This window comes from Scytonema sp. UIC 10036 (genome assembly GCF_009725235.1).
Genome location: NZ_WJFC01000004.1, coordinates 143,202 through 166,751, shown reverse-complemented (window position 1 = coordinate 166,751; position 23,550 = coordinate 143,202). Strand labels below are relative to the sequence as shown.

At 43.1% G+C, this 23,550-nt stretch carries 16 protein-coding genes; 10 read left to right on the top strand and 6 right to left on the bottom strand.

The genetic code is table 11. The features are described from left to right. Window positions 1-69 precede the first annotated feature (69 nt). The 4 genes from F7734_RS03905 to F7734_RS03890 are packed head-to-tail and all read left to right on the top strand — an operon-like array spanning window position 70 to window position 4,387. The gene (locus tag F7734_RS03905) at window positions 70-735 is read left to right on the top strand and encodes a 2Fe-2S iron-sulfur cluster-binding protein (RefSeq protein ID WP_155743465.1); all 666 of its coding nucleotides are present in this window, start codon (window positions 70-72) and stop codon (window positions 733-735) included. A gap of 10 nt (window positions 736-745) precedes the next feature. Further along, entirely contained in the window at window positions 746-1,735 is a 990-nt protein-coding gene (locus tag F7734_RS03900) for a xanthine dehydrogenase family protein subunit M (protein ID WP_155743464.1), read from the top strand. Between the two features lie 11 nt (window positions 1,736-1,746). Then, window positions 1,747-2,145, top strand: coding sequence for a carboxymuconolactone decarboxylase family protein (locus tag F7734_RS03895; RefSeq protein WP_155743463.1), 399 nt, complete (start codon window positions 1,747-1,749; stop codon window positions 2,143-2,145). A 1-nt stretch (window position 2,146) separates the two neighbouring features. Next, window positions 2,147-4,387 (top strand): xanthine dehydrogenase family protein molybdopterin-binding subunit, encoded by a 2,241-nt coding sequence (locus F7734_RS03890; RefSeq protein WP_155743462.1) that lies wholly within the window; start codon window positions 2,147-2,149, stop codon window positions 4,385-4,387. 25 nt (window positions 4,388-4,412) lie between these two features. Here the strand turns inward: F7734_RS03890 and F7734_RS03885 are convergent, their stop codons facing one another. Together F7734_RS03885 and F7734_RS63050 are read right to left on the bottom strand one after the other, a co-directional pair. Beyond that, a complete protein-coding gene (locus F7734_RS03885; RefSeq protein ID WP_243146660.1) occupies window positions 4,413-5,081 on the bottom strand; it encodes a LysR family substrate-binding domain-containing protein in 669 nt (222 codons plus the stop codon). Next, complete coding sequence (locus F7734_RS63050; RefSeq protein WP_243146659.1) at window positions 5,020-5,304, bottom strand: LysR family transcriptional regulator; 285 nt, start codon at window positions 5,302-5,304, stop codon at window positions 5,020-5,022. The genes F7734_RS03885 and F7734_RS63050 overlap by 62 nt, the downstream gene beginning before the upstream one ends. A 283-nt stretch (window positions 5,305-5,587) precedes the next feature. On the opposite strand from F7734_RS63050, the gene F7734_RS03880 reads away from it, so the two are divergent. The 6 genes from F7734_RS03880 to F7734_RS03855 all read left to right on the top strand — a co-directional run bounded on the left by F7734_RS03880 (window position 5,588) and on the right by F7734_RS03855 (window position 16,510). Further along, on the top strand, window positions 5,588-6,511 hold the full coding sequence (locus F7734_RS03880; RefSeq protein WP_155743461.1) for an alpha/beta hydrolase: 924 nt from the start codon (window positions 5,588-5,590) through the stop codon (window positions 6,509-6,511). Beyond that, window positions 6,508-7,119 carry a flavodoxin domain-containing protein gene (locus tag F7734_RS03875; RefSeq protein WP_155743460.1) on the top strand — a complete coding sequence of 204 codons (612 nt, stop codon included), beginning with the start codon at window positions 6,508-6,510 and terminating at the stop codon, window positions 7,117-7,119. Before F7734_RS03880 ends, F7734_RS03875 begins: the two co-directional genes overlap by 4 nt. A gap of 198 nt (window positions 7,120-7,317) precedes the next feature. Beyond that, window positions 7,318-9,978: a glucosidase gene (locus F7734_RS03870; RefSeq protein WP_155743459.1), complete on the top strand. Its 2,661-nt coding sequence runs from the start codon at window positions 7,318-7,320 to the stop codon at window positions 9,976-9,978. Between the two features lie 252 nt (window positions 9,979-10,230). After that, window positions 10,231-11,571 carry an efflux RND transporter periplasmic adaptor subunit gene (locus tag F7734_RS03865; RefSeq protein ID WP_155743458.1) on the top strand — a complete coding sequence of 447 codons (1,341 nt, stop codon included), beginning with the start codon at window positions 10,231-10,233 and terminating at the stop codon, window positions 11,569-11,571. 119 nt (window positions 11,572-11,690) lie between these two features. Next, on the top strand, window positions 11,691-14,903 hold the full coding sequence (locus tag F7734_RS03860; RefSeq protein ID WP_155743457.1) for an efflux RND transporter permease subunit: 3,213 nt from the start codon (window positions 11,691-11,693) through the stop codon (window positions 14,901-14,903). A 413-nt stretch (window positions 14,904-15,316) separates the two neighbouring features. Next, window positions 15,317-16,510 (top strand): MFS transporter, encoded by a 1,194-nt coding sequence (locus tag F7734_RS03855; RefSeq protein ID WP_155743456.1) that lies wholly within the window; start codon window positions 15,317-15,319, stop codon window positions 16,508-16,510. Between the two features lie 22 nt (window positions 16,511-16,532). Here the strand turns inward: F7734_RS03855 and F7734_RS03850 are convergent, their stop codons facing one another. From F7734_RS03850 to F7734_RS03835, 4 genes are all read right to left on the bottom strand, one after another. Beyond that, window positions 16,533-16,772, bottom strand: a complete 240-nt coding sequence (locus F7734_RS03850; protein ID WP_155743455.1) for a hypothetical protein — start codon at window positions 16,770-16,772, stop codon at window positions 16,533-16,535. Window positions 16,773-17,010: 238 nt separating this feature from the next. Next, window positions 17,011-19,569 carry a CHAT domain-containing protein gene (locus F7734_RS03845; protein ID WP_155743491.1) on the bottom strand — a complete coding sequence of 853 codons (2,559 nt, stop codon included), beginning with the start codon at window positions 19,567-19,569 and terminating at the stop codon, window positions 17,011-17,013. A gap of 40 nt (window positions 19,570-19,609) precedes the next feature. Further along, the gene (locus F7734_RS03840; protein WP_155743454.1) at window positions 19,610-20,938 is read right to left on the bottom strand and encodes a response regulator; all 1,329 of its coding nucleotides are present in this window, start codon (window positions 20,936-20,938) and stop codon (window positions 19,610-19,612) included. Next, a complete protein-coding gene (locus F7734_RS03835; RefSeq protein WP_155743453.1) occupies window positions 20,935-23,460 on the bottom strand; it encodes a CHASE2 domain-containing protein in 2,526 nt (841 codons plus the stop codon). The genes F7734_RS03840 and F7734_RS03835 overlap by 4 nt, the downstream gene beginning before the upstream one ends. Between the last annotated feature and the right edge of the window lie 90 nt (window positions 23,461-23,550).

Sequence of the window (23,550 nt, the reverse complement as noted above, 5' to 3'; positions counted from 1 at the left end):
GTCTTTATAGCGTAAATAACTAGAGGCAGTAATATTTATTTGCCAAAAGTCACACAAGGAAGTTGACGCATGAAGCTTAGATTCAAACGGCGACGGTTCGGTCAACTAATAGTCATTAGTATAGCAATGGTATTTGTAAGTAATTATACCAGAAAAACTGTTGCACAAACAAGAAAGAATTTGCCCATTACGACAACACAAACTTCGGTACTTGAAAGCGTTAAAGTCAGGCTACGAGTAAATGGTAAAGAACGTGCCTTGCAAATTGAACCGCGAGTCACTTTACTTGATGCACTACGGGAACATCTTGATTTAACAGGCACCAAGAAAGGTTGCGACCACGGTCAATGTGGTGCTTGTACGGTGCTTGTTGATGGAAGACGGATTAACTCCTGTTTGGCACTGGCTATTATGTATCAAGATGCAGAAATTACCACCATTGAAGGATTAGCACGTGGAGATACACTGCACCCCATACAAACAGCGTTCATCAATCATGATGGATTCCAGTGTGGATACTGCACACCTGGTCAAATTTGCTCAGCAGTCGCCATGATAGCAGAAGTACAAGCGGGTACGGCAAGTGCGGTAACACCAGATGTCAGAAAGCAGGGACAAATCGAGTTGAGTGATGCAGAAATACGCGAACGCATGAGTGGCAATATCTGTCGCTGTGGTGCTTATCCGGGTATTGTGGCAGCAGTGAAGGAAGCAAGTCAAACAATTAAGGCGTGAAACAAAAACAATGAAGCCATTTGCTTATGTACGTTCTACCGATCGCGACACAGCGATTCAAACAGCCGCAACTGACCGAAGAGCAATGTTTATTGCAGGTGGGACTAATCTTATCGACTTGATGAAAGAAGGTGTCGCACTTCCCGATCGCCTTATAGATATTACACAACTTGATTTGGTGAAAATTGAAGCCATACCCAATGGTTTACGCATTGGTGCATTAGCACGTAATAGCGATACAGCAAATCATCCACTGGTTCGGGAACGCTATCCCCTTTTGTCGCAAGCCTTACTTGCTGGTGCATCACCACAACTGCGAAACATGGCAACAACTGGCGGTAACCTGATGCAAAGAACTCGCTGCTATTACTTTTATGATACAGCAATGCCCTGCAACAAACGCCAACCTGGGTCTGGCTGTGCTGCCATTGAAGGGTATAATCGCATCCACGCCATTTTAGGAGCAAGCGATCGATGTATCGCTACCCATCCTTCTGATATGTGTGTGGCACTAGTTGCTCTTGATGCTGTTGTACAAGTTGAGGGACCAAAAGGTAAGCGGGCTATTCCAATGACGGAGTTTCATCGTTTACCAGGAGATACACCTGAAATTGATACAGTGTTGCAACAAGGTGAATTGATTGTGGCAGTTGACTTACCTTCTTCACCTTTTGCAGGGCGATCGCATTATCTAAAAGTCAGAGATCGGGCATCCTATGCCTTTGCCTTAGTTTCTGTTGCTGCTGCGTTAGATATAAACAACAATACCATCAGGGCAGCGCGAATGGCGTTGGGTGGTGTGGCACACAAGCCGTGGCGGGCAGAGGCAGCAGAGAAGATTCTCGTTGGTGCAAAAGTTAATGAGCAGACTTTTAGGGCGGCAGCAGAGGCGGCGGTGCAGAGAGCTAAGCCTTATAAGTACAACGCCTTCAAAGTGGAAATGGCAAAACGGGCGGTAGTTAGAGCGCTGACCACCGCTGCACAAGGAACATCTGTATAAGGAGATTGAGAATGTCCGCGTCTAATAAATTACCAGCTGACCTTGCCGCCTTTCAGAACAGCTATGCTGAGTTATTCGGCTCTGTTCCACCCCTTCCTGCAGCCAAGTTTGAATTTAGTGGTGATATCGATCCAGAGGCTCTACGCCTTGCCGAACAACTCCGTGCTCATGCCTTTTACTCAGACATTTTTGATACCAAGACGACGCAACTGATGCTCTTCGGTATGCTCTTGGTTCTAGGAGCAGGTGCTGCCCGGTTCCACGCTATTGCCGCTCGTCGGACAGGTGCAACTTGGGAAGAACTGCACAAGGTAGCAGAGTTGGCATCTGCTGTTGTCGCATTAGGTCCGCTCAACAATGGTAGCGCCATATTGAACGAGTTAAGAACTAACGAAGCGAAAGGGAATTAGGATGAATAATTCAACTGGCAAACCAATGAATCGAGTTGACGGACGCCTGAAGGTGACTGGAGGCGCACTTTACGCCGCTGAGTTTCTCTTGGAAAACATGACTCATGCCGTTATACTAAAAAGTACGATCGCTCGCGGACGCATTACGAATATTGATATAAGTGTAGCAGAGAAGTCTCCCGGAGTGCTAGCCATTATTACCCACCTCAACGTGCCAAAAATCAATCAATCTGCTAATCGCAATACGAGTGGAGAGCAAGCAGTAGAAGCTGGTGGAAACCCGTTTACTAAACCGATTCCTGTATTGCAAGATGCTAAGATAAATTACTATGGGCAGCACATTGGTGTGGTTGTTGCCGAAACTTTAGAACAAGCAAGATACGCTTCTGAACTAGTAAAAGTAACCTATGCTCAAGATTCTCCATCTCTCATTTTAGAGAAACATCTTGACCGTGCATATAAACCAGAAAAGTTATTAATACCCTTGGAACCTGATTCTGGTCGTGGCGATGTCAATCGAGGACTGAAGGAAGCAGAGGTAAAAATTGATGTTACTTACTCAACTCCTGTGGAACATCATAACCCAATGGAACCTTCAGCAACGATCGCTATTTGGCAAGGCTCGCGCCTCACACTCTACGACGCATCACAAAATGTCAACGGTGTCCAAACAACAGTAGCAAATACACTCCGTATTCCCCCTGAAAATATCCAAGTCATCTCGCGTTTTATTGGTGGTGGGTTCGGTTGCAAGTTTCCTGCAAAAGCACACAATATTTTGGCAGCCATAGCCGCTCAACAAGTTAAGCGCCCTGTCAAACTTGTTCTAACTCGCCAGCAAATGTTTGATTCTGTTGGTTTTCGTCCCCATTCGTTACAACGTATTCGCCTTGGAGCGAAACGAGATGGTCAACTAACCACTGTTGCTCAAGAAATCACAACGCAAACAGATATTTCCAGGGAGTTTGTAGAACACGTTGGAGCTGCAACTAACATGATGTACAACGCTCCCAACACCTTAGTGACCCATCGTGCTGTACCTTTAAATATAATAACGCCAACAATTATGCGTGCGCCCGGTGAAACACCAGGGATGTACGCTCTAGAATCCGCAATGGATGAATTGGCTTATCAACTCAATATTGACCCAATTGAATTACGGATAATTAACGATCCACCACAAGATCCAGAGAAGAACTTACCTTGGTCAAGTCGCTCGCTCGTTCAGTGTTTGCGTGAAGGAGCAAAGCGCTTTGGTTGGGAAAAACGCAATCCCAAACCTCGTTCTATGAAAGATGGTCGTTACCTCATCGGTTACGGTGTCGCCAGTGCTACCTATCCTGCCAATCGACAACCAGCCTCAGCTCGCACCCGGATTTTGCAAAATGGTAATGTACTCGTACAAATTGCTGCTACAGACATCGGTACTGGTACGTACACTATATTGACACAGACGGCAGCCGAGGCGCTTGGTGTTTCACCTGACAAGGTGCAAGTGGAAATTGGAGATACGCAACTTCCACCTTCACCTGGTTCTGGTGGTTCTTGGGGGGCGGCTAGCTATGGTTCAGCAGTCCATGAATGCTGTTTAGCTGCTCGAGATAAAGTACTAGCACTGGTACGAGAAGACACACGTTCTGTTCTCAAAGGTTTGAGTAGCAGCGATCTTGAAACGCGTGCAGGAGGAATTTTTTCTAAGGGAAACTCTTCTCGGGGAGAAACGTATCAAGAAATTCTGACACGAAACAATCTTAAGGAAGTTGTGGCAGAAGTTGAATCCAAACCTGATGGAGCAATGAAGAAATATTCCATGCACTCTTTTGGCGCACAGTTTGCCCAAGTGCGTGTCGATCCAGATTTGGGAGAAGTCAGAGTCTCTCGCTTTCTTGGGGTATTTGGTGCAGGGCGTATTCTCAATCCTAAAACAGCAGGCTCCCAAATGATTGGCGGTATTGTTTGGGGTATTAGCCAAGCACTGCATGAAGAAACACACATAGACGATCGCTACGGACATTTTGTCAATCACAATCTTGCAGAATATCACGTACCTGTTAATGCAGATATTCCCAATATTGAAGTAGTCTTTGTCGAGGAGAAAGACCCTTATGTTAACCCACTTGGAGTGAAGGGAGTGGGTGAAATTGGTATTGTGGGAGCAGGAGCAGCAGTCGCCAACGCTATTTACCACGCAACGGGTAAACGCATTCGCAATTTGCCAATTACGCCAGACAAGTTGTTGTAGAAAATTCAGTACCTCCGTTTGTTTCCTACTCATGAATGTATGCTGAATTCTCTCTAACGATTTGCAGAAAAGCTTGAACCAAGGGTGATGAGTTACTCTTCCGCCATGCGATCGCCAATGCCACTTGTGGTGAAGTAGGTTGCAACTCTCGATAAATGACCCCCAATCGCTGAAACTGCTTCGCGGATTCTGGAAGGATCGCAATGCCGAAACCTGCTGCTACTAACCCTAGCAGCACCTGCATCTCATTGACCTCCTGCTTGATAACGGGACTGAAACCTGCGCTACGACAGACTGCAATCACCTGGTCGAACAGCCCACAACCGCTATGGCGCTGTCCGATGATGAAAGCTTCGTTGGCAAGCGATCGCACCTTTACCTTTGCTTTTGCAGCTAAAGGATGGGCTTCTGGTAGAGCGAGGACTAAAGGCGCTTGAATGACAGTTTCAAGTCCTAAATCTTCAACCTGTCCTTGGAGTGGTGGTACCATAAACCCTGCATGAATCTGACCCTCACGTAGTGCTTCAATCTGCTCATTGGTAGTCATACCTAGTACAACCAATTCAACATCAGGAAAACGTTCTCGGTAGGCTTTCAACGACATGGGAATTATATCATACGCCGAAGACCCTTCAAATGCAACGACTAACTGTCCGATCGCTCCTTGATTTGACCTTATAAAGGCTTTGTTCAACCTGCTCTAAAATCCTGCGGGCTTCTTCCACAAACAGAATGCCTACCTCGGTTAATTCCACCCGCCGACTTGTTCGCTCGAAAAGCTGTACACCCAACTCTTGCTCGATTTGCCGAATTTGACGGGTCAGCGGAGGTTGCGCCATGTTGAGCCGTCTGGCTGCGCGTCCAAAATTTAACTCTTCTGCAACTGTTAAGAAATAGCGTAGCTGCCGAAGCTCCATGATTAAGGCTAGATTATTAATACCTTAAAGGTATCATTACTACTTAAAATTGATATGGAGTGATTACAAATCTCTACCTTTTGAATGAGATTGCATTCAGTTAAATCCTTAATAATGATTGTGGATAACAAGAAGCACGTCCAACTAAAGGCACATTTAAATGTAGGCAAAAGTAGACCGCTAAATTTTCAAATCATAAATAAGAATATTTGAATCACTAGTAGTGGAGTTAGCAACAAATGGATGCTCAATGGGTACAGAATTACTTCAGTGAGTGTTTGAAATGACTCAAAATACCAACTTCAACCAAAAATTTAGTCATCATACAGCGATCGTTAATGACATCACCTTGCATTACACGATCGGCGGTAAAGGCGAGCCTGTGCTGTTATGGCATGGCTTTCTGGAAACTTGGTATTGCTGGCGAAAGGTGATGCCTGCCTTGGCAGAACGGTACACTGTTATTGCACCCGATATGCGAGGCTACGGGGATTCTGACAAACCAGCACAAGGCTATGATGCGCGAACTTTGGCAGAAGATTTTCGGCAACTGATTCAACAACTTGGGTTTCACCAGATTCATCTTGTGGCTCACGATATGGGCGCACCTCCGGCGTTGCTTTACGCAAGTGAATACCCTAACGAAGTCTTAAGCCTGACATATTTAGATGAGCCTGTACTGCTTGAAGAACCCCTCCAGCAAATTTTTAAGTTTGCTCCTGAAACAATGCACAACGGCGGATTGTGGTGGTGGACATTTGCCCTTGCTCAAGATCTGCCAGAACAATTAATCGCCGGACATGAACGCGAGTTTCTTACCTATTTCTACAACACCTATTGCTACGATCCGAATTCGATCTATGATGCAGTTGAGGAATACTTGCGAACATTTGCAACACCTGGTGGAGTAAGCGGTGCATTGGGTGTGTATCGTGGTGTATTTGAATCAATCCAGCAGACAACACCGTTGTTACAGAACAAAATTGAAATACCTGTGTTGGCATTAGGTGGTGAGAAAAGTATGGGCGATCGCGTCAAAGCCATGCTTCAAAGCGTTGCTAGCAATGTACGTGGTGGTATGGTCGAACACTGCGGACACTTTATTCCCGATGAACGTCCAGATTATCTTGTCGATCGATTATTCACGTTTTTCGCTGACGTATCAAAATCAACCAGGGAAAATGCTGCATCAGGAGTAGCTCAATGACGAATGTGTTAATCGTTTACACAACATCGACAGGTAATACTCAGCAAATGGCTCTTGCGATCGCAGCAGGAGCACAATCAGTCCAGGGGACAACTGTAAACCTCAAGGAAGCACAGGAAGCTACCAAAAACGATGTACGGGCTTGTGACGCTTTGATTATAGGATCGCCCATGCGGCATCGAACTGCTGATTCTCGCATCAAAAAATTCATTGAAGATGTGTGTGAACAGCTTTGGCTAACCGATGAAATGGTGGGCAAAGTTGGCGGTGTATTTACAGTTGGCGGTGGCTACGGCGATTGTGGTGCGGGCTGTGAACTGGCACAGCTTGGACTATTGGGCGCATTTGCAGCAGGTGGCATGATTCTGGTGACACTGCCGAAAACGACACCGGGTTTTCAAGTTGCAGGAATGCATTGGGGACCACACGGGCGATCGGGAGGTCCAGAGATGGAACCGATTGGTATTACAGAAGAGATGAAGCTGGCTGGCTGGCATCACGGTGCAAACATTGCCAGAGTTACCGCAGAGTTGCGCGGTAAGAATTTACTTGCACGGGGGAATGTCGCACCCTCAAAAGAATTGTTAGAGCAATTTGCGAACGCTTAATTTTAATCAAAAATCAAGGAGAGTTTTCATGTCGTCAGTGAGAAATGCCGTTGGATTAAGGGACACACCTTTCAAGCAGGTGGTGGTTATGTCTAATGAAAGCAAATTTTTCTTACCTAAGAGAGATTTATGAATAACTGTTTCTCGGCAAACTTTATTTAACTTTACACTTTGTTTTGGTATAATTGGTATCTGCCCATGAGCCAAAAAGACAACCTTGATGCTGAGTCTTTACGCCTTGGGGAAGATGTAAGGCGTGAGAAAAACTGGAAACGCTGGGGTCCCTACTTAGCAGAAAGACAGTGGGGAACAGTGCGTGAAGACTACTCAACAGACGGTTCTTCCTGGGACTCCTTTCCTCACGACCACGCACGCAGTCGAGCTTATCGATGGGGTGAGGATGGGCTTTTAGGGATATGCGATCGCGAAGGACGCCTGTGTTTTGCTCTTGCACTTTGGAACGGACAAGACCCTATTCTTAAAGAACGTCTTTTTGGCTTAACCAATAGTGAGGGAAATCATGGGGAAGATGTCAAAGAATATTACTTTTATTTAGACTCAACCCCAACCCATGCATATTTGAAAGCTTTGTACAAGTATCCACAGGGGGAGTTCCCTTATACACGCCTGGTGGAAGAGAACCGCAACCGAAGCAAGGACTTAGGGGAGTTTGAACTGGTTGATACTGGAATTTTTGAAGGCAATAAATACTTTGATGTATTTGCAGAATATGCAAAAGAATCCCCCAACAATATATTAATCAAAATTACAGTTGCCAATCGCAGTTCAGAGACGGCTAAACTTCATCTTTTACCCACAATTTGGTTTAAGAACAGTTGGTCTTGGGGTCGCACGGGTGAGAGTTATTGGTCACAACCCTGCATTGAATATAAAAAAGATGGAGAGCTTTTGCTTTCCCATGAGACATTAGGTAAGTTTCATTTTATTGCAGAACCACTTCCAGGACAAAATACCCCCCATTTTCTATTTACTGAAAATGAGACTAACTTAAAACGGCTATTTGGTGTAGAAAACCGCACTCCCTATGTTAAAGACGCTTTTCATGAATATATTGTGCATGGGCGGGGTGATGCAATTAATCCCAAGATGCAGGGAACTAAAGCAGCAGTACACTACTGCTTGGAAGTTCCACCAGGAGAGGAAGTAACAGTGAGATTGCGCTTGTTTTCTGAAGAAGAATCACCAGAACATCCCTTTGGGCAGAATTTCGAGCAAGTATTTCAACAACGTATTTGTGAAACAGAAGAATTTTACACAAATCGGATTTCACATGAACTGTCGCAACATGAAAAGCTAGTAACACGACAAGCTTATGCCGGGTTGCTTTGGTCTAAACAATTCTATCATTACGGTATCAAAGACTGGCTCGAAGGCGACCCCTCACAACCGCCACGCCAAAGAAATGGAGAGGTTCGCAATGCTGATTGGATTCACCTCTACAATCGCGATGTTATATCCATGCCCGACAAATGGGAGTATCCTTGGTATGCAACTTGGGATATTGCTTTCCACCTCGTCGCCTTTGCCAACATCGATCCAGATTTTGCCAAGCAGCAACTGATTTTGTTTTTGCGTGAGTGGTATATGCATCCCAACGGACAACTACCAGCTTACGAGTTTGACTTTTCTGACACAAATCCACCTGTTATCCCTTGGGCTTGTTGGCGTATTTACAAAGTAACGGCTGAGAATGGGCAAAAAGACCGTGTTTTTCTCTCTCGTGTTTTTCAAAAATTATTATTGAATTTTACTTGGTGGGTCAACCGTAAAGACATTGCTGGAAAAAACATCTTTGCGGGTGGTTTTTTGGGAATGGACAATATAGGTGTTTTTGACCGTTCCAAACCTTTGCCCACTGGGGGTAATCTTCAGCAAGCAGATGGTACTGCTTGGATGGCATTTTTCTGCGTGACTATGCTAGCAATGGCATTAGAACTGGCTGATGAAGACCCAGCCTATGAAGATATTGCCTCCAAGTTTTTTGAACATTTCATGGCTATTGCTGAAGCGACCAATACTATTGGAGGAACTGGGCTCTGGGATGAAGAAGATGGCTTTTATTATGATTGGTTGGCAGTAGATGGCAAATATATGCCTCTGAAAGTACGCTCTCTTGTGGGAATTGTCATCTTACTTGCGGTAGAAACTTTGGATTTTCAGGTGATTCAAAATTTACCAGGCTTTACGAAACGAATGCACTGGTTTTTGGAAAACCGCCAAAATATTACCAAGTATATCTCCTGCATGGAGAAAGCAAAAGCAACCAATCATCTTCTGTTAGCAATTTCTACACGAGAACGTTTGCAACGAGTGCTATCCTCTTTGCTTGATGAAAACGAATTTCTCTCTCCTTACGGTATCCGTTCCCTATCCCGCTTTCATCTGGAACATCCCTACGTTTTTCCTATTGACTATCAAGAGTACCGTGTTGAGTATCTTCCTGGAGAATCAAACAGTAGCTTGTTTGGTGGTAACTCTAACTGGCGCGGACCAATTTGGTTTCCTCTTAATTACCTGCTTGTGGAAGCTCTAGAGCGTTACTACCAATTTTACGGTGATGATTTATTAGTTGAATGCCCTACTGGTTCCGGACAAATGATGAATTTGGGGCAAGTTGCATTCATAATTTCCCGACGCTTAGCGAGTATTTTCCTTCCAGATACACGGGGGTATTGTCCTTGGCAAGGGAAAAACCAATATTTTTCTGTAGATCCTTCCTGGCGGAACCTCATTCTTTTTCACGAGTACTTTTGTGGTGACATGGGTCATGGTTTGGGTGCTAGCCATCAAACAGGTTGGACAGCATTGATTGTGAGATTATTAGGGGGTAGGGGATAGAGGGTAGGGGGTAGAAGCAAGATTTGAATAGCTTTCGCAAGAACTGAAAAGACAACAGGCTCGCTTTTTATGTAAGCTAGCTTTATCATCATTCTTCTTTGGATAGATAAATAGCTGGAGGGAAGCAAGTATATTTGGGTAGGTTATATATCATAGTTTGTTTACATAGCCTCAACCAAAAGAAATAAATTTTATACTAGGATAAAAATCCTATGAGCTTCCAGTTAGTTTCTCCTTAGGTGCCTGTGAGTCATGAAATTCTCTGAGCCTCAAACTCATTTTGAAGATAATCTTCCAGAGCGAACCTCAGAAGAGCCACCCCGCAAACAGCGACGGTGGCTTTGGTTGTTGATAGCTCTACTAGTACTGGCAGGTGGAGGCTATGCACTGTGGCGTTTCCTTGCCCCCGGACAACAACAATCTCCACCAGCCAGCGCTCAACCTCCAGGGGTGAGAGTTAAGATATCGACGGTGCAGACAGGTATAATCGAGGATAGTTCTGAATTTGTTGCTAACCTGGAATCGCGTCGGTCGGTGAATCTCCAACCAAGAATTCAGGGTCAAGTCGCTCAGATATATGTTAGGTCGGGAGATACAGTAGCAGCAGGAGACCCAATTATTCAAGTCGATGCACGAGAACAACAAGCATCTGTGAGTAGTGTTGCAGCAGCAGCAGAAGTGGTGCGATCGCAATTGGAAAATGCGCGTGCAACTCTCCAATCCCTACAAGCAGAGCGCTTATCGAATGTATCGAATGTGAAATTGAACCAGCGAGAATACGATCGCTATGCTCGGTTGGCAGCGGAAGGAGCAGAATCCCGACAGGTACGAGATCAGTATGCAAACAGGCTAGAAACAGCACAAGCGGAGCTCCGTGCCACAGAAGCGCGGATAAAAGCCCAGGAAGCAAGCATTAACCAAGCAGAAAAATCATTACAGCAAGCTCAAGCAAATATCAATCAACAGCAAGTTCAACTTCAGTACTACAAAATCACCGCTCCTTTTCCTGGCACAGTTGGAGATATACCAGTTAAAGTGGGTGATTTTGTCAACACATCGACACAACTAGCCACCATTACTCAAAACCAACCTTTAGAATTAAACATTTTTGTGCCAAGTGAGCGAGGCCCGCTATTACGTAAGGGAACACCAGTGGAGGTAATGGACGCACAAGGAAAAAGTATAGGAATGAGTCGAGTATTTTTCATTTCACCAAGTGTGAACAATAATACCCAAGCAGTACTCATTAAAGCCCTTTATGACAACAGTAGAAATCAACTGAGGGCAGACCAATTTGCACGCGCCAGAGTTATCTGGAACCAGCGCCCTGGAGTTTTAGTGCCAACAACAGCAGTGACTCGAGTAGCAGGAGAAACCTTTGTCTATGTAGCTCAAACACCACCACCGTCACCATCCCCCCAAGCCGCTCAAGGAGAAGAATTTCAACTTGTAGCGCGGCAAAAGCGCGTGAAGCTTGGCAATATAAAAGGTAATAATTACCAAGTTCTTGAAGGATTACAGCCAGGAGATAGAATCATTGTCTCAGGGCTACTTAACCTTAGAGATGGAGTACCCATTATTCCTGAATCATAAGTCATGGCTAATGGCTAATGGCTAATGGCTAATGGCTAATGGCTAATAGTTAGTCAAAGTCAATTAGCAATTAGCAATTAGCAATTAGCAATTAGCAATTAGCAATTAACAATTCCCCTATGTTCGTTGATTTCTTCATCAAACGACCTGTCTTTACGAGCGTTTGCGCCATTATTGTTTTGCTGGTAGGGGCAATTAGTATTCCCACACTACCCACAGCCCAATATCCAGAAATTAGTCCAGTTCAAATCGAGGTGACCGCTGACTACGTCGGCGCTAATGCTGAAGTCGTAGAAAACACGGTGACTACTGTTTTAGAAAGGCAGATCAACGGGGTCGATGGTATGCGGTACATGACCTCAAGTAGCAGTAACAATGGCACCAGTAAAATCACAGTCACATTTGACCCATCACGCAATAAAGATATTGCAGCAGTCGATGTGCAAAATCGGGTGTCGTTGGCTGAACCGCAATTGCCAGAACTAGTACAGCGAACAGGGGTCACTGTTAGCAAACAATCAAGCGACATCCTTTTAGCAATAGGGTTGTACAGCGATAACAACGAGTACAACAACGTCTTTTTAAGTAACTACGCCGATCTTTATATAGTAGATGCTCTCAGAAGAATTAACGGTTTGAGTGAAGCGCGGATATTTGGCGAACGTCGCTATGCTATGCGTATATGGCTTGACCCAAATCGTCTCGCCAGTCGTAACCTCACCGCTCAAGATGTGATTGATGCCCTTGAAGAACAAAATATCCAAGTGGGTGCAGGGCAGATCGGTCAGCAGCCGTCTCCCGAAGACCAGATGTTCCAAATAGACTTACAAGCCCTTAGTAGACTTAGGGAACCATCAGAATTTAACGAGATGGTCGTTCAAACAGGGCAGGATGGTACCCTAGTTAAGCTTAAAGATGTGGGTCGAGCAGAACTAGGAGCGGAAAATTACAACTCCTTTCTGCGATTTCGAGGTCAAGAAGGGGTGGGAATTGGGATATTTCCTACTCCCGGAAGTAATGTCTTAGATGTTGCTAAGGCGGTCAAAGAAGAAATGAAGCGAATCCGATCCCAGTTTCCGCCCGGTTTAAAATATCAGGTCGCATTTGATACTACCTTATTTGTCGAAGAGTCGCTAGCAGAAGTCGTCCAAAGCCTTTTTGAAGCAGTTGGTCTTGTCATCCTCGTGATTTTCTTATTCTTACAAGACTGGCGCACGACTATAATTCCTGCAGTTGTTATTCCTCTAACATTAATTGGCACTTTTGCCGTCATTAAGGTTTTTGGATTTTCCATCAATACCCTAACCTTATTTGGTTTAACCTTAGCCACAGGTCTAACAGTTGATGATGCGATCGTCGTAGTTGAAAACATTACTCGCTTGCTTGAAGAAGAAGAGATGACACCGTTTCAAGCAGCCTCCGAAGCAATGCGCGAACTGTTTGGAGCAGTGGTTGCTTCTTCCTTAGTGCTTATGGCGGTGTTTGTTCCAGTAGCCTTTTTCCCAGGCTCTACAGGAGAGATTTATCGGCAATTTGCGCTGACAATTGCTTTTGCAGTGGGGATTTCAACCGCTCTTGCTATCATATTAACGCCTACTCTCTCAGCCTTGCTACTGCGTCGCGGTCAAAAACTAGGTGGTTGGATAGGCTGGGTGTTTGCGCGGTTCAATAACTTTATTGATTGGACGCGCAGACAGTACGAGCGATCGCTCATAGCTCTCAATCGTATCAGAGCAGTTGTGATATTGCTGTTTGTTGCATCTTTGGTGTTTACCGGCTGGTTTTATACCCGCGTACCAACAGCATTTCTTCCTGATGAAGACCAAGGCTATTTCATCACCATTATCCAAGGACCAGAAGGGGTTTCGCTCAACTACACTAGCAAAGTCATGCGCCAGGTAGAACAAGAAATTCTCAAATTGCCTGAAGTTGTTGGAACGTTTGCTATAGGTGGCTTTAGTTTCAGTGGTAGCACGGCAAATAACGGTGTAATTTTTACAACCCTTAAGCCTTGGGATGAGCGCCGCAAGCCGGAGCAGTCAGTACAGGCAATTATCGGCAATTTGATGGGGAAACTATCAGCAATTACAGACTCAAGAGTTTTGCCGGTTAACCCCCCAACTATTCGGGGTTTAGGTAGTTTTGCAGGCTTTCAATTTCAGCTACAAGATAAAAGCGGTAACAGTAGCTTAGATACCATGTTGCAATATATGGGTCAGTTACTTCAGCAGGGAAATCAGACACCAGGATTGCAAGCTGTATTCAGCACTTATGCTGCAAGTACGCCTCAGTATTTGATTGAAGTAGACCGTAACAAAGCCAAGGCGTTGCAGGTCGATATAGATGATATCTTTAACACTTTACAAAGTTACTTGGGTTCTCGCTACGTTAACGACTTTAACTATCTCCGCCGGACTTACCGCGTCTATGTTCAAGCTGACGCTGAATTTCGCTCCAACCCTCAAGATATCGGTCGTTTGTATGTCCGTTCTGCTAGCGATCGCGCCAACACTCAAGTCAACGGTCAAGCCAACGGTCAAATGATTCCTCTAAGTAATTTGGTGAAAATCATTCCAACCACTGGGGCGCAAACAATTAACCACTACAACTTGTTTAGGTCAATTGAAATCAATGGTGGTGCAGCTCCTGGTTTTAGTTCCGGACAAGCAATTAGAACGATGGAAGAACTAGCAAAGCGACTTCTGCCAACAAGTTTGGGTTATGAATGGTCGGGGATTGCGATCGAAGAGCTAGAGTCTGGTGGTCAAGCACCCCTAATTTTTGGCTTGGGAATTGTCTTCGTTTTCTTGGTACTAGCTGCTCAGTACGAGAACTACATCGATCCGTTGATTATCATGCTCTCAGTTCCTCTAGCTGTTTTAGGAGCGCTAGCAGCACAGTCCCTACGCGGTTTGCCCAATGATATATACTGCCAAGTCGGTCTGGTAATGCTAATTGGTTTGGCGAGTAAAAACGCTATTTTGATAGTAGAATTTGCTAACCAATTACGCGACGAGGGTTACCCAGTTACCAAAGCAGCTATAAAAGCATCAGAACAACGTTTGCGACCTATTCTCATGACAACGTTTGCTTTTATTTTGGGTATTTGGCCATTGCTATTTCCAGAAGGAGCAGGAGCAGCTAGTAGGCGATCTCTCGGTACAGCGATTGTTGGTGGGACGTTAGTCTCTACTTTGTTAAGTCTGTTTATTGTGCCAATTCTTTATATCGTAATTGGCAAGATTCGCGATCGCTTTATGCCACGCCGTCCTTCATTACAGTTAGAAGCGGCTGAAGAAGATGGTCGAGTTCCTTATGAAAGTCGTCGCTAATTAACTGCACAAATGGTGGAGTCTTTCAATACGGCAAGGGCTGAGATTAAAAATCCAAAAATGTGTAGGTTGGGTTGAGGAACGAAACCCAACATTTACAAGCATTTGTTGGGTTTCCTCAACCTACAAAAATTCGAGAGCTTTTGCAGTATTGGGGCGTCTTTACATTCTTAAGATCGGGATGACCACATGGTTAAATTCAGAATTCTCTGCTTTTAGCGCTGACTACAGAAGCCATATCGCATTGCTCTAGTTTGGAAAGAATTTTTTGTAGATTCTGTGGTCTATAGTCCTTGCAAACTTTCAAACGCTGGATTGTACTGTAGCTCTTGTAGTATAAATATTCATACAGGGCGATCGCCCAACCACTCTTTGATTACTTACATGCATCTAACGACTAAGAAAATAAATTCATGCAACCAGCCAGCCTAGACAGCCAACCAGAATCCCCCAAGCCATTGTACTCAGACACAAATTTTCAAATTATTTGTGCAGTTTCTCTCATAGCAGTACTTGGAGTTTCTAGCATCACCCCTGCGTTCCCTAAACTAGCCCTAGAATTAAATGTTAACCCCCAAAATTTGGGATTGTTAGTCACCGCATTTACATTTCCTGCTGTGATTCTAGGTCCTTTCATTGGTGTCCTAGCCGATCGCATGGGGAGGAAAAAAATTATTGTTCCTTCTCTGTTTTTATTTGGTCTTGCAGGTACGGCTTGTGCATTAGCTCGCGATTTTAACCTTTTGCTTTTACTGCGGTTCCTGCAAGGAATCGGTGCAGCTTCTTTGCTATCTCTCAGTATTACCTTAATTGGTGATTTATACGCAGCAGGTAGACGCACAACAGCAATGGGTTACAATGCTAGCGTTACTAGTATTGGTACAGCTTCTTACCCCACAATCGGTGGTTTGCTGGCAACTTTTGGTTGGTACTACCCCTTTTTATTGCCCATAGTCGCAATTCCCATTGGGTTACTGGTATTATTTGTGTTGAAAAATCCAGAACCCCAGGGAGAAATCAACTTAAAAGAGTATTTGAAAAATGCTCTACAAGCTTTAAAAAATCGAAAATTAGCTGGATTATTTATTGGGAGTGCTGCTAACTTTGTTCTTCTCTATGGAGCTTATGTAACTTATCTACCTCAACTTATTAGTCAGACATTTAAAGCGCCTGCTGCAACAATTGGATTATTGCTATCTAGCGTTTCTGTTGCTATTACAATTACATCGTCACAATTAGGAAGGTTGTCAAGAATGTATCACTCGACAACCTTGATTAGAGCATCCTTCATTTTATATGCTTTAGCTCTGTTGATTGTTCCCCTGGTATCAAATATTTGGTTACTCCTAATTCCGACGACAATTTTTGGTATTGGCTTGGGAATTGGCGCTCCTAGTATACAAACTCGTTTAACCGAGATTGCACCAAAACAATATTTGGCTACAATTCTATCTGTCAACGGCACGTTTTTTGGGTTGGGACAAACCCTAGGTCCATTACTGATGCTTGTAGCTTTTAGTTTTGGAGGTATCAACAGCGTGTTTTATGCAGGCGCAGGATTTGCTCTTTTAATCCTCGTCGTGTTTAAGTATTGCACTTGCTTGTGAGTTAAACTCAAGCGAACTCAATCTAGGGTGCCTCTGGTGCCTCTGGTGGTTCCGGTAGTTCCGCTGGCTCCGGTGGTTCATTCTGTTGAGCACCTTTAATCATAGCTAATATATCGTTAGTGAATCCTCCAAAGAGGAGGTTATAAAGTGAAAGCGAAAACCCGCTCACAGACAATCCTCCTACTACAGACGTTAACTCTTGATTGCTAAGTTCTTCAATTTGGGTGACTGATTGCAATTCAGCGATTTTGACGATAGCCATGATTTTTTTTCTTGTAACAACAACAGGGCTTACGCAACCTCAACGGTATTTTGGGGATTTTACGTGTTGAAAATCCCCATCTTTCCCTTTAAAAAGGGAAACTCTGCGTAAGTTATAAACAAGAATTCTTTTCAGAATATCTATTTAGATTATTCCGCCAACATTATTGCCAACAGGCAATTTGAGGGATTTTAGTATGACGTAATTGGAACTATTTTGTCATCGTTCTGCACTTAAGTTACAACCAATGTCCGACTAAGACAAATGGTGCCCAATAAAAAGGGTGAGAAAAATCTGCATCCTGCAAAAATGTTAACTGGGCTTGTCGCAAAGCTTCCGCTTTACCAATTCCCGGTTTTTTCAGCTGTTTATAAAACTCTGACATAAATTTGGCTGTCGATTCATCTTTAACAGCCCAAAGGGTTGCTAGGGTACTGCGTACACGTGAATGAACTGCTATTCCCGCCAACCCCAAGATAGCGCGCTCGTCTCCTAAAGCTGTTTGACAGGCGCTCAGAACCAATAACTCCACTGGTTGAGTTTCGGTTTCATCTCTAGACTTAATTAATTCCCCTAATTCCTTAACTTTCAGCTTGCCATCCCAAGTTAGTATAAAAGTGTTATCAGATCTACTACTAAACTGACCGTGAGTCGCTAAATGCAAAATTGAAAAAGGCTGCGAGCGAACAGCTTTTTGCAGGTTGGCGCTGGTAAATTTTTCATTCAACAGAAGTTGACTCGGAAGTTCTGAAACAATTTGTTTGACTTCTAAATTGACTCCAGGTAACGCTTTAAACCCTTGACGCGCTGCACTCAATCCCCCTGTCATTACTTTTAAATTATCGCCTTCGAGCGATCGCGCCTGTAATAACTGCATACCAGGAGAGAGTGCAACACTATATTTTTCCACGAGAAACTGTTTGCCATCATGTAAAGCAGCCATTGGTAAGCTTCGCAAAGAACCATCTAACACAAATACTAAAGTTTTCACTCCACTGTTGGCTAAGTCAAATTCTGCAGGGCGAATCAACCGATCGTATAAATATTGGTATAGGCGCAAGCGTTCTTCTTGAGAGTAAGCAAGATTGAGGGACTGTCGCATCCGTTTCATCTTGTTTTCCAGCTCGGTTTTAGAGAGAGAAGTTTTGTAGCTTAAAAGAGGTTTTCCAGGAATCGATAAAATGACTTCCAGGCGATCGGGTAAAATAATTGGATAAATAACTGCACCTGTTTTGTCGATTTGGTCGATTTGCTGTGGTTTGGCTTCCAAACAAGCTTCGCGAAAGAAGTTGTCTAGTTCAGCCAGCTGTAAAGCTTCTATTGTTTCCCTCGCACGGGCTAAATTTTCTGAACTGGGCTTGGATTGTAACAAAAGATCCACTAACTCCCGATAAATCGGTTCTACACTCTCTTGAAAAGAAAACTGCACATCTCGATTAATGGACACCAAGTCACTACGCAAAGACTTAAGTTCGTTGACGGCTAAATCGTATGCTACTATTGCAGCTTTCACATTCCCCTGACTTTTGCGAATGCGCCCGATTTGCCAATAAGCTTGGTAGGCGATATCTGAAGCATAAATCCCCTCTGCAATCTGTTGGGCTTGTTCTGTCAGTTGCAACGCCAGATTTAACTGTTGTGTCTGGAAATACAATCCTCCTAACTTAACTAAAGCATATGCTTTGGCTCGCGGATCTTTCAAACTTTCTGCTTGTTTTACTCCACGGGCTAAAACCTCTGCGGCTTCTCGATATTGTGCGGGATGAGCTTCGCGTTGTTGCGCCCATTGAGAAAGACTGCGAGCAAAGTTAACAGCCGCATAAATCGATGTGCGAGAAGGGGGAAGATTGTTGAGTTGGGTTTTTATTGGTACCAATAAAGATTGAGCTTGTTCCCATTGTGAAGTTTCTATATAAAGACTGAGTTGGTTCAACTGAGCTTCTACTTGCAATCGCGGGTTGGTTGTTGTTGCTGCTGCTTGTTGGTAATAATTCAATGCCACTGGCTGTTGCTGTAGATCTCTTGCTGTATTTCCCAAGCTAAAAAGAATTTGACTGGTATCCTCACGCGAGTTCAAGCGATCGCTAATTGCCAAACTCTGTTTTAAAATCTCCTGAGATTCTTGTATATCTCCTACCATTTGTAAAGCCACTCCCAGACTTTGTAGTGCTTGCATTTTTAGTAAAGAATCCGGTTGGCTTTGCAGTTGCTCGGTGATACTTGCTAACAGACTTTGCGCCCTCCTATAATGTCCCAAAGATTGTAACGCTTGCGCTTGGTTAATTTGACTACCTGTTTTTCCCAAGCGATCGCCAACGGTAGCATAGGTGCGTTCGGCTTCTTGCCAGCTTTTGAGAGCTGCTTCTCCTTTTCCTTGTGCGAGTTGGAGATTTCCCAAAGTATTTAAAGCTACTGCTTTAACACGTAAATTGGCTTTTTGATATTTTAAGAGATTGAGGCTGTTGACAATGGCTTTTTCTGCCTTGTTCCACTCTCCCAAATTCTGATACGCTAAGGAAAGATAAGATAAGCTCCAAGCTTGATTGACTGTATCCCCTATCTGCTGAAAATTTATAGCTGCGACTTCCCAATATTGAGCAGCTGCAGCAAATTGCCCTGCTTCAAACAAGTCTCTACCTCTATCAAGTTCAGATTTAGCATCTTTGACTTGAAATGTTTCATAGTTACTAGCATCAGAAGCTACTAAAGAGCGAGCTTTTTCAGTTTTTAACCTCAGTTTCAGATCGGCTTTCGCTACTGATGGAAAATTACTAATTAGCAGCAAGAAAACCAGCATTATTGGATAGGAAATATATTTTATTAATGGCACAAATTTGTCAATCCTTTTCTTTTATGGGAATTTCAATTATAAATTCTGTTCCTTTGTTCACTTCTGAAAAACAATAAAGCTTACCCTCATGTCTTTGTTCTATAATTTCTCGAGAAATAGATAATCCCAAACCAGTTCCTTTCCCTACAGCTTTTGTGGTAAAAAATTGTTCAAAGACTCGTTCTTTGATTTCCGGTGGTATTCCCGGTCCATTATCTTTGATGGAGATAATAATAGAATTCCCCTTGCTATTGGCTGATGTAGAAATATGAATAATATGTTTAATCTCTTTTTCTAATTTTAAACTTTTTTTAGCAGCTTCATTAATAGCATCTATAGCATTAGATATTATATTCATAAAGACTTGGTTAAGTTGTCCGGGGTAGCATCTGATTTTTGGTAAGTTTCCATAGTCTTTGATAACTTCAATACCCAAGCGATTTTTACCATTTCGCAAACGATACTTCAAGATGACTAAAGTACTGTCAATCCCTTCATGAATATCAAAAGAGGTTTTATGAAAAATGTCAGAACGAGAAAAAATGCGTAAACTATGACTGATTTTACTTATACGTTCTATCCCTTCACTAATAGATGATAACAAATCTGGAATATCTTGAATCATATTGTCTAATTCTATATTGTTAGCAGATTCCACAATTTGCTCAACTGGATTAGGATAATGTTGTTGATAAAGTTTTAAATGATAAATGATCTTGGGTAGGAAATTTTCTAAATAGTTCAAGCTACCTTCTACAAAAGTCAGGGGGTTATTAATTTCATGAGCAATTCCCGCTACAAGTTGACCCAAGCTAGACATTTTTTCATATTGCACTTGTTGAAGCTGAAAATTATGTAGTTCCTGTAATACTTGAGAAAGTTTTGCAGTCCGTTCTTGTACCCTCTTCTCTAACTCTATATTTTGGTTTGCAAGTTCTTGCGTCAACGAACGTAGCTTTAAATGAATGTTAATTCTAGCTATGACTTCTTCTGGTTGAAAAGGTTTGGTAATATAATCTACGGCTCCTAAAGAAAGACCTTTGACTTTATCAACGGTTTCTGAAAGAGCCGTCATAAAAATTATGGGTATTTCCTGAGTGCTAGAATTTTCCTTAAGTATTTGACAGGTTTCAAATCCATCGATTTCTGGCATCATGATGTCTAATAAAATCAGGTCTGGCTGGGCATATTTTGCTTGCTCAACAGCGCTTTCTCCATCAGTTGCAACTAAAATTTCCCATCCCATATTTGCAATAGCACTACATAAGACCTTGAGATTTTTAGGATTATCATCAACAGCTAGGATCGTGGCATTTTGACAGGAAATAGAATTCATAAAATTTCCTCTTGAAAAGATTTAATAAATTCCCGAATATTCTTGAGTTGGAAGTTGTCCGCCAATGGACGAACTTTGTGAATAAACGGTAAGAATTTATCATCTAATTGCTCTAATTCATCCAATAAAATCTCTATACCTTGAATATTCCCTCTCATAGCAAAATCCAACAGTTTGTTCAGTTGTGCTGCTGGTGGAGGTATGAGTTCAGTCTGGAAAGCAGCAGGGCTTGAATCAGCAGAAGAATTTTTCCATTCCTCATCTAAACTTTTGTCTTCAATACCAATCGTCTTTTTATTTTGGGCTACTGGCTCTGTATTTACCGAGTGACAACCTATTAATAAATCTACATCTAACCAAAATTTACTACCAAAACCCAAAGTACTCTCAACTTGAATTTTACTTCCCATTAACTCAGCCAAGTTACGGCTAATTGCTAAACCCAAACCCGTTCCTTCAGTCTTTTTCTTGTTTTCGCAAACCTGCTCAAAAGGCAAAAAAATCTTTTCTATGTGTTCTGGTGTTATTCCCACTCCAGTATCTTCGACTTGGAATCGTACACGAGCGATTGGGGAGCCAGCGCCTTGTAGGGGTTCTAGCGACTGGCGTAATTGGAAAGAATTTTCAAGATCCCTCATATCCCTCATCGCTACTTCGTGGGAATTTTGAGTTTTCCAGTTCTTAGTCTCTAAGATTTCTACTTTGAAAGTAACTCCCCCTTTTTCCGTAAACTTAATGGCATTGCCTAGTAAATTAATTAAAATTTGCCGCAATCGTTTTTCATCAGCGCAAATAACTTCTGGAAGCTGCGGGGCGATTTGGTACGTAAAAGATATACCTTTTTGAACAGCACTGATACGACACATTTCCGCTACGGCTTTTAAAAAAGGCAAAAAAAGAAAATCATTATTGTACAGTTCTAGTCTGCGAGATTCGATTTTTGACAGATCTAAAATATCGTTGATGAGATTTAACAAGTGAGAACCGCACTGATAAATAACATTTAGACCTTCCTTCTGAGATTTTGCCGGATTTGGAGAACGTTGCAGAATTTGTGCGTACCCAAGAATACCATTGAGGGGTGTCCGCAGTTCATGACTCATGTTTGAGAGGAATTCGCTTTTGGCGTGGTTGGCAATATCAGCAGCGATTTTGGCTGCTTCTAATTCTTTGGTGCGTTCTCGCACTCTCTGCTCGAGAGTGTGAGAATATTCCTGTAATTGCTTGTTAACTTTTGCTAATTGGAATTGTTTATAAAAGTTGGTGGTAACAGTTGCACTAGCAATGAGAGCCAGTAAGGGTGAAACAGAAGGAATCCACCAACCTATAAGAAACATCACATAGGCAGTGCTTAAGATAACGGCTATTGCAAATGTCATTCCTATAATCAGCAAACCAAAAAATTTTTGTAGATGGTTAAATTTGATATGCAATAACTGCCAAGTTACACTACTACTGACAAAAGACCAGCAACAAACCCACAACCATTCCATATGGTAAGACCAGGTTTTCATAAGAGGTCTTCCATCAAGAGCAGCACTGATAATTTGACTGGTCAAATTGGCGTGAAGCACCACTCCCGGCATTGGGATGCCACCATGAAGCAATGCACTCTTCCTGTAACCTACATAAAGTTGGTCCCGGATACTCTTAGCTGTAACGCCTATTAAAACAATGCGATCGCGTATTCGTTCTGGAGCCACAGAACCATTGAGGATTTCTCGCATAGAGACTGTATCAAAGCAATCTTGATAACCCCGGTAATTCAATAAGATTTGGTATCCGCCGATATCTGCTCCTCGATAATTGAATTCATTACCTTCAAGAGGTGTAAAGACTGCTTTACCTAACTGCAAAGAATCCCCATTTTTGTCAAGAGGTTTCAAGGAGATGCCTTTTTTTTGTTCTAAATACATTAGGCTCAAGCGAGTCGCTAACCCCAAAAAAATCTCATCTTTGTCATTAGCAGCAGATAGCAAACCTCGTCTGATTTTACCATCTGTATCTTCAACCCAATCCACAAGAGCAATTTGCTCTTGTTTAGATAAGATGGGGGGTGGCGGAACTTTATCTACTCCCGCTAGTTTCATGACACCAATTAGGTTTGGTGTGGACTTCATCACTGCTACCAATTTCTCATGCCCTGGTTTTACAGCCAAATTGCGATATATATCTAAGCCAATAACAGCTGGTTTGTGTGCTTTAAGTTCGATTAGCAAATCAGCTAAAACATTGTCAGGAATTGGCCATGCACGAACTTGGGATATATCTTGTTCTTCAATCGCAACAATGAGAATGCGCTGTTCCCGTGGTTCCACAGGACGTAAAGTATAAAATCTCTCTAGGATTTGCCACTCCAGCATCTGGAACAATCCAGCTATTCCTCCAGCGATGACGCAAACAGCCACAGTGGAGGATGCCATCAGTACATAACGACAGCCTCCCCTTAACTCTCCACAATTGAGTTGAGGCTTCCAGAAGATCGACACAAGTTGAGTAATGGTTTTCCAATTGAATAGCATTTTTTAGTGACTAGTAACCAGTGACCAGTAAACACTGACCACCTGACCAGTGACCAGTGACCAGTAGACAGTGACCACCTGACCAGTAAA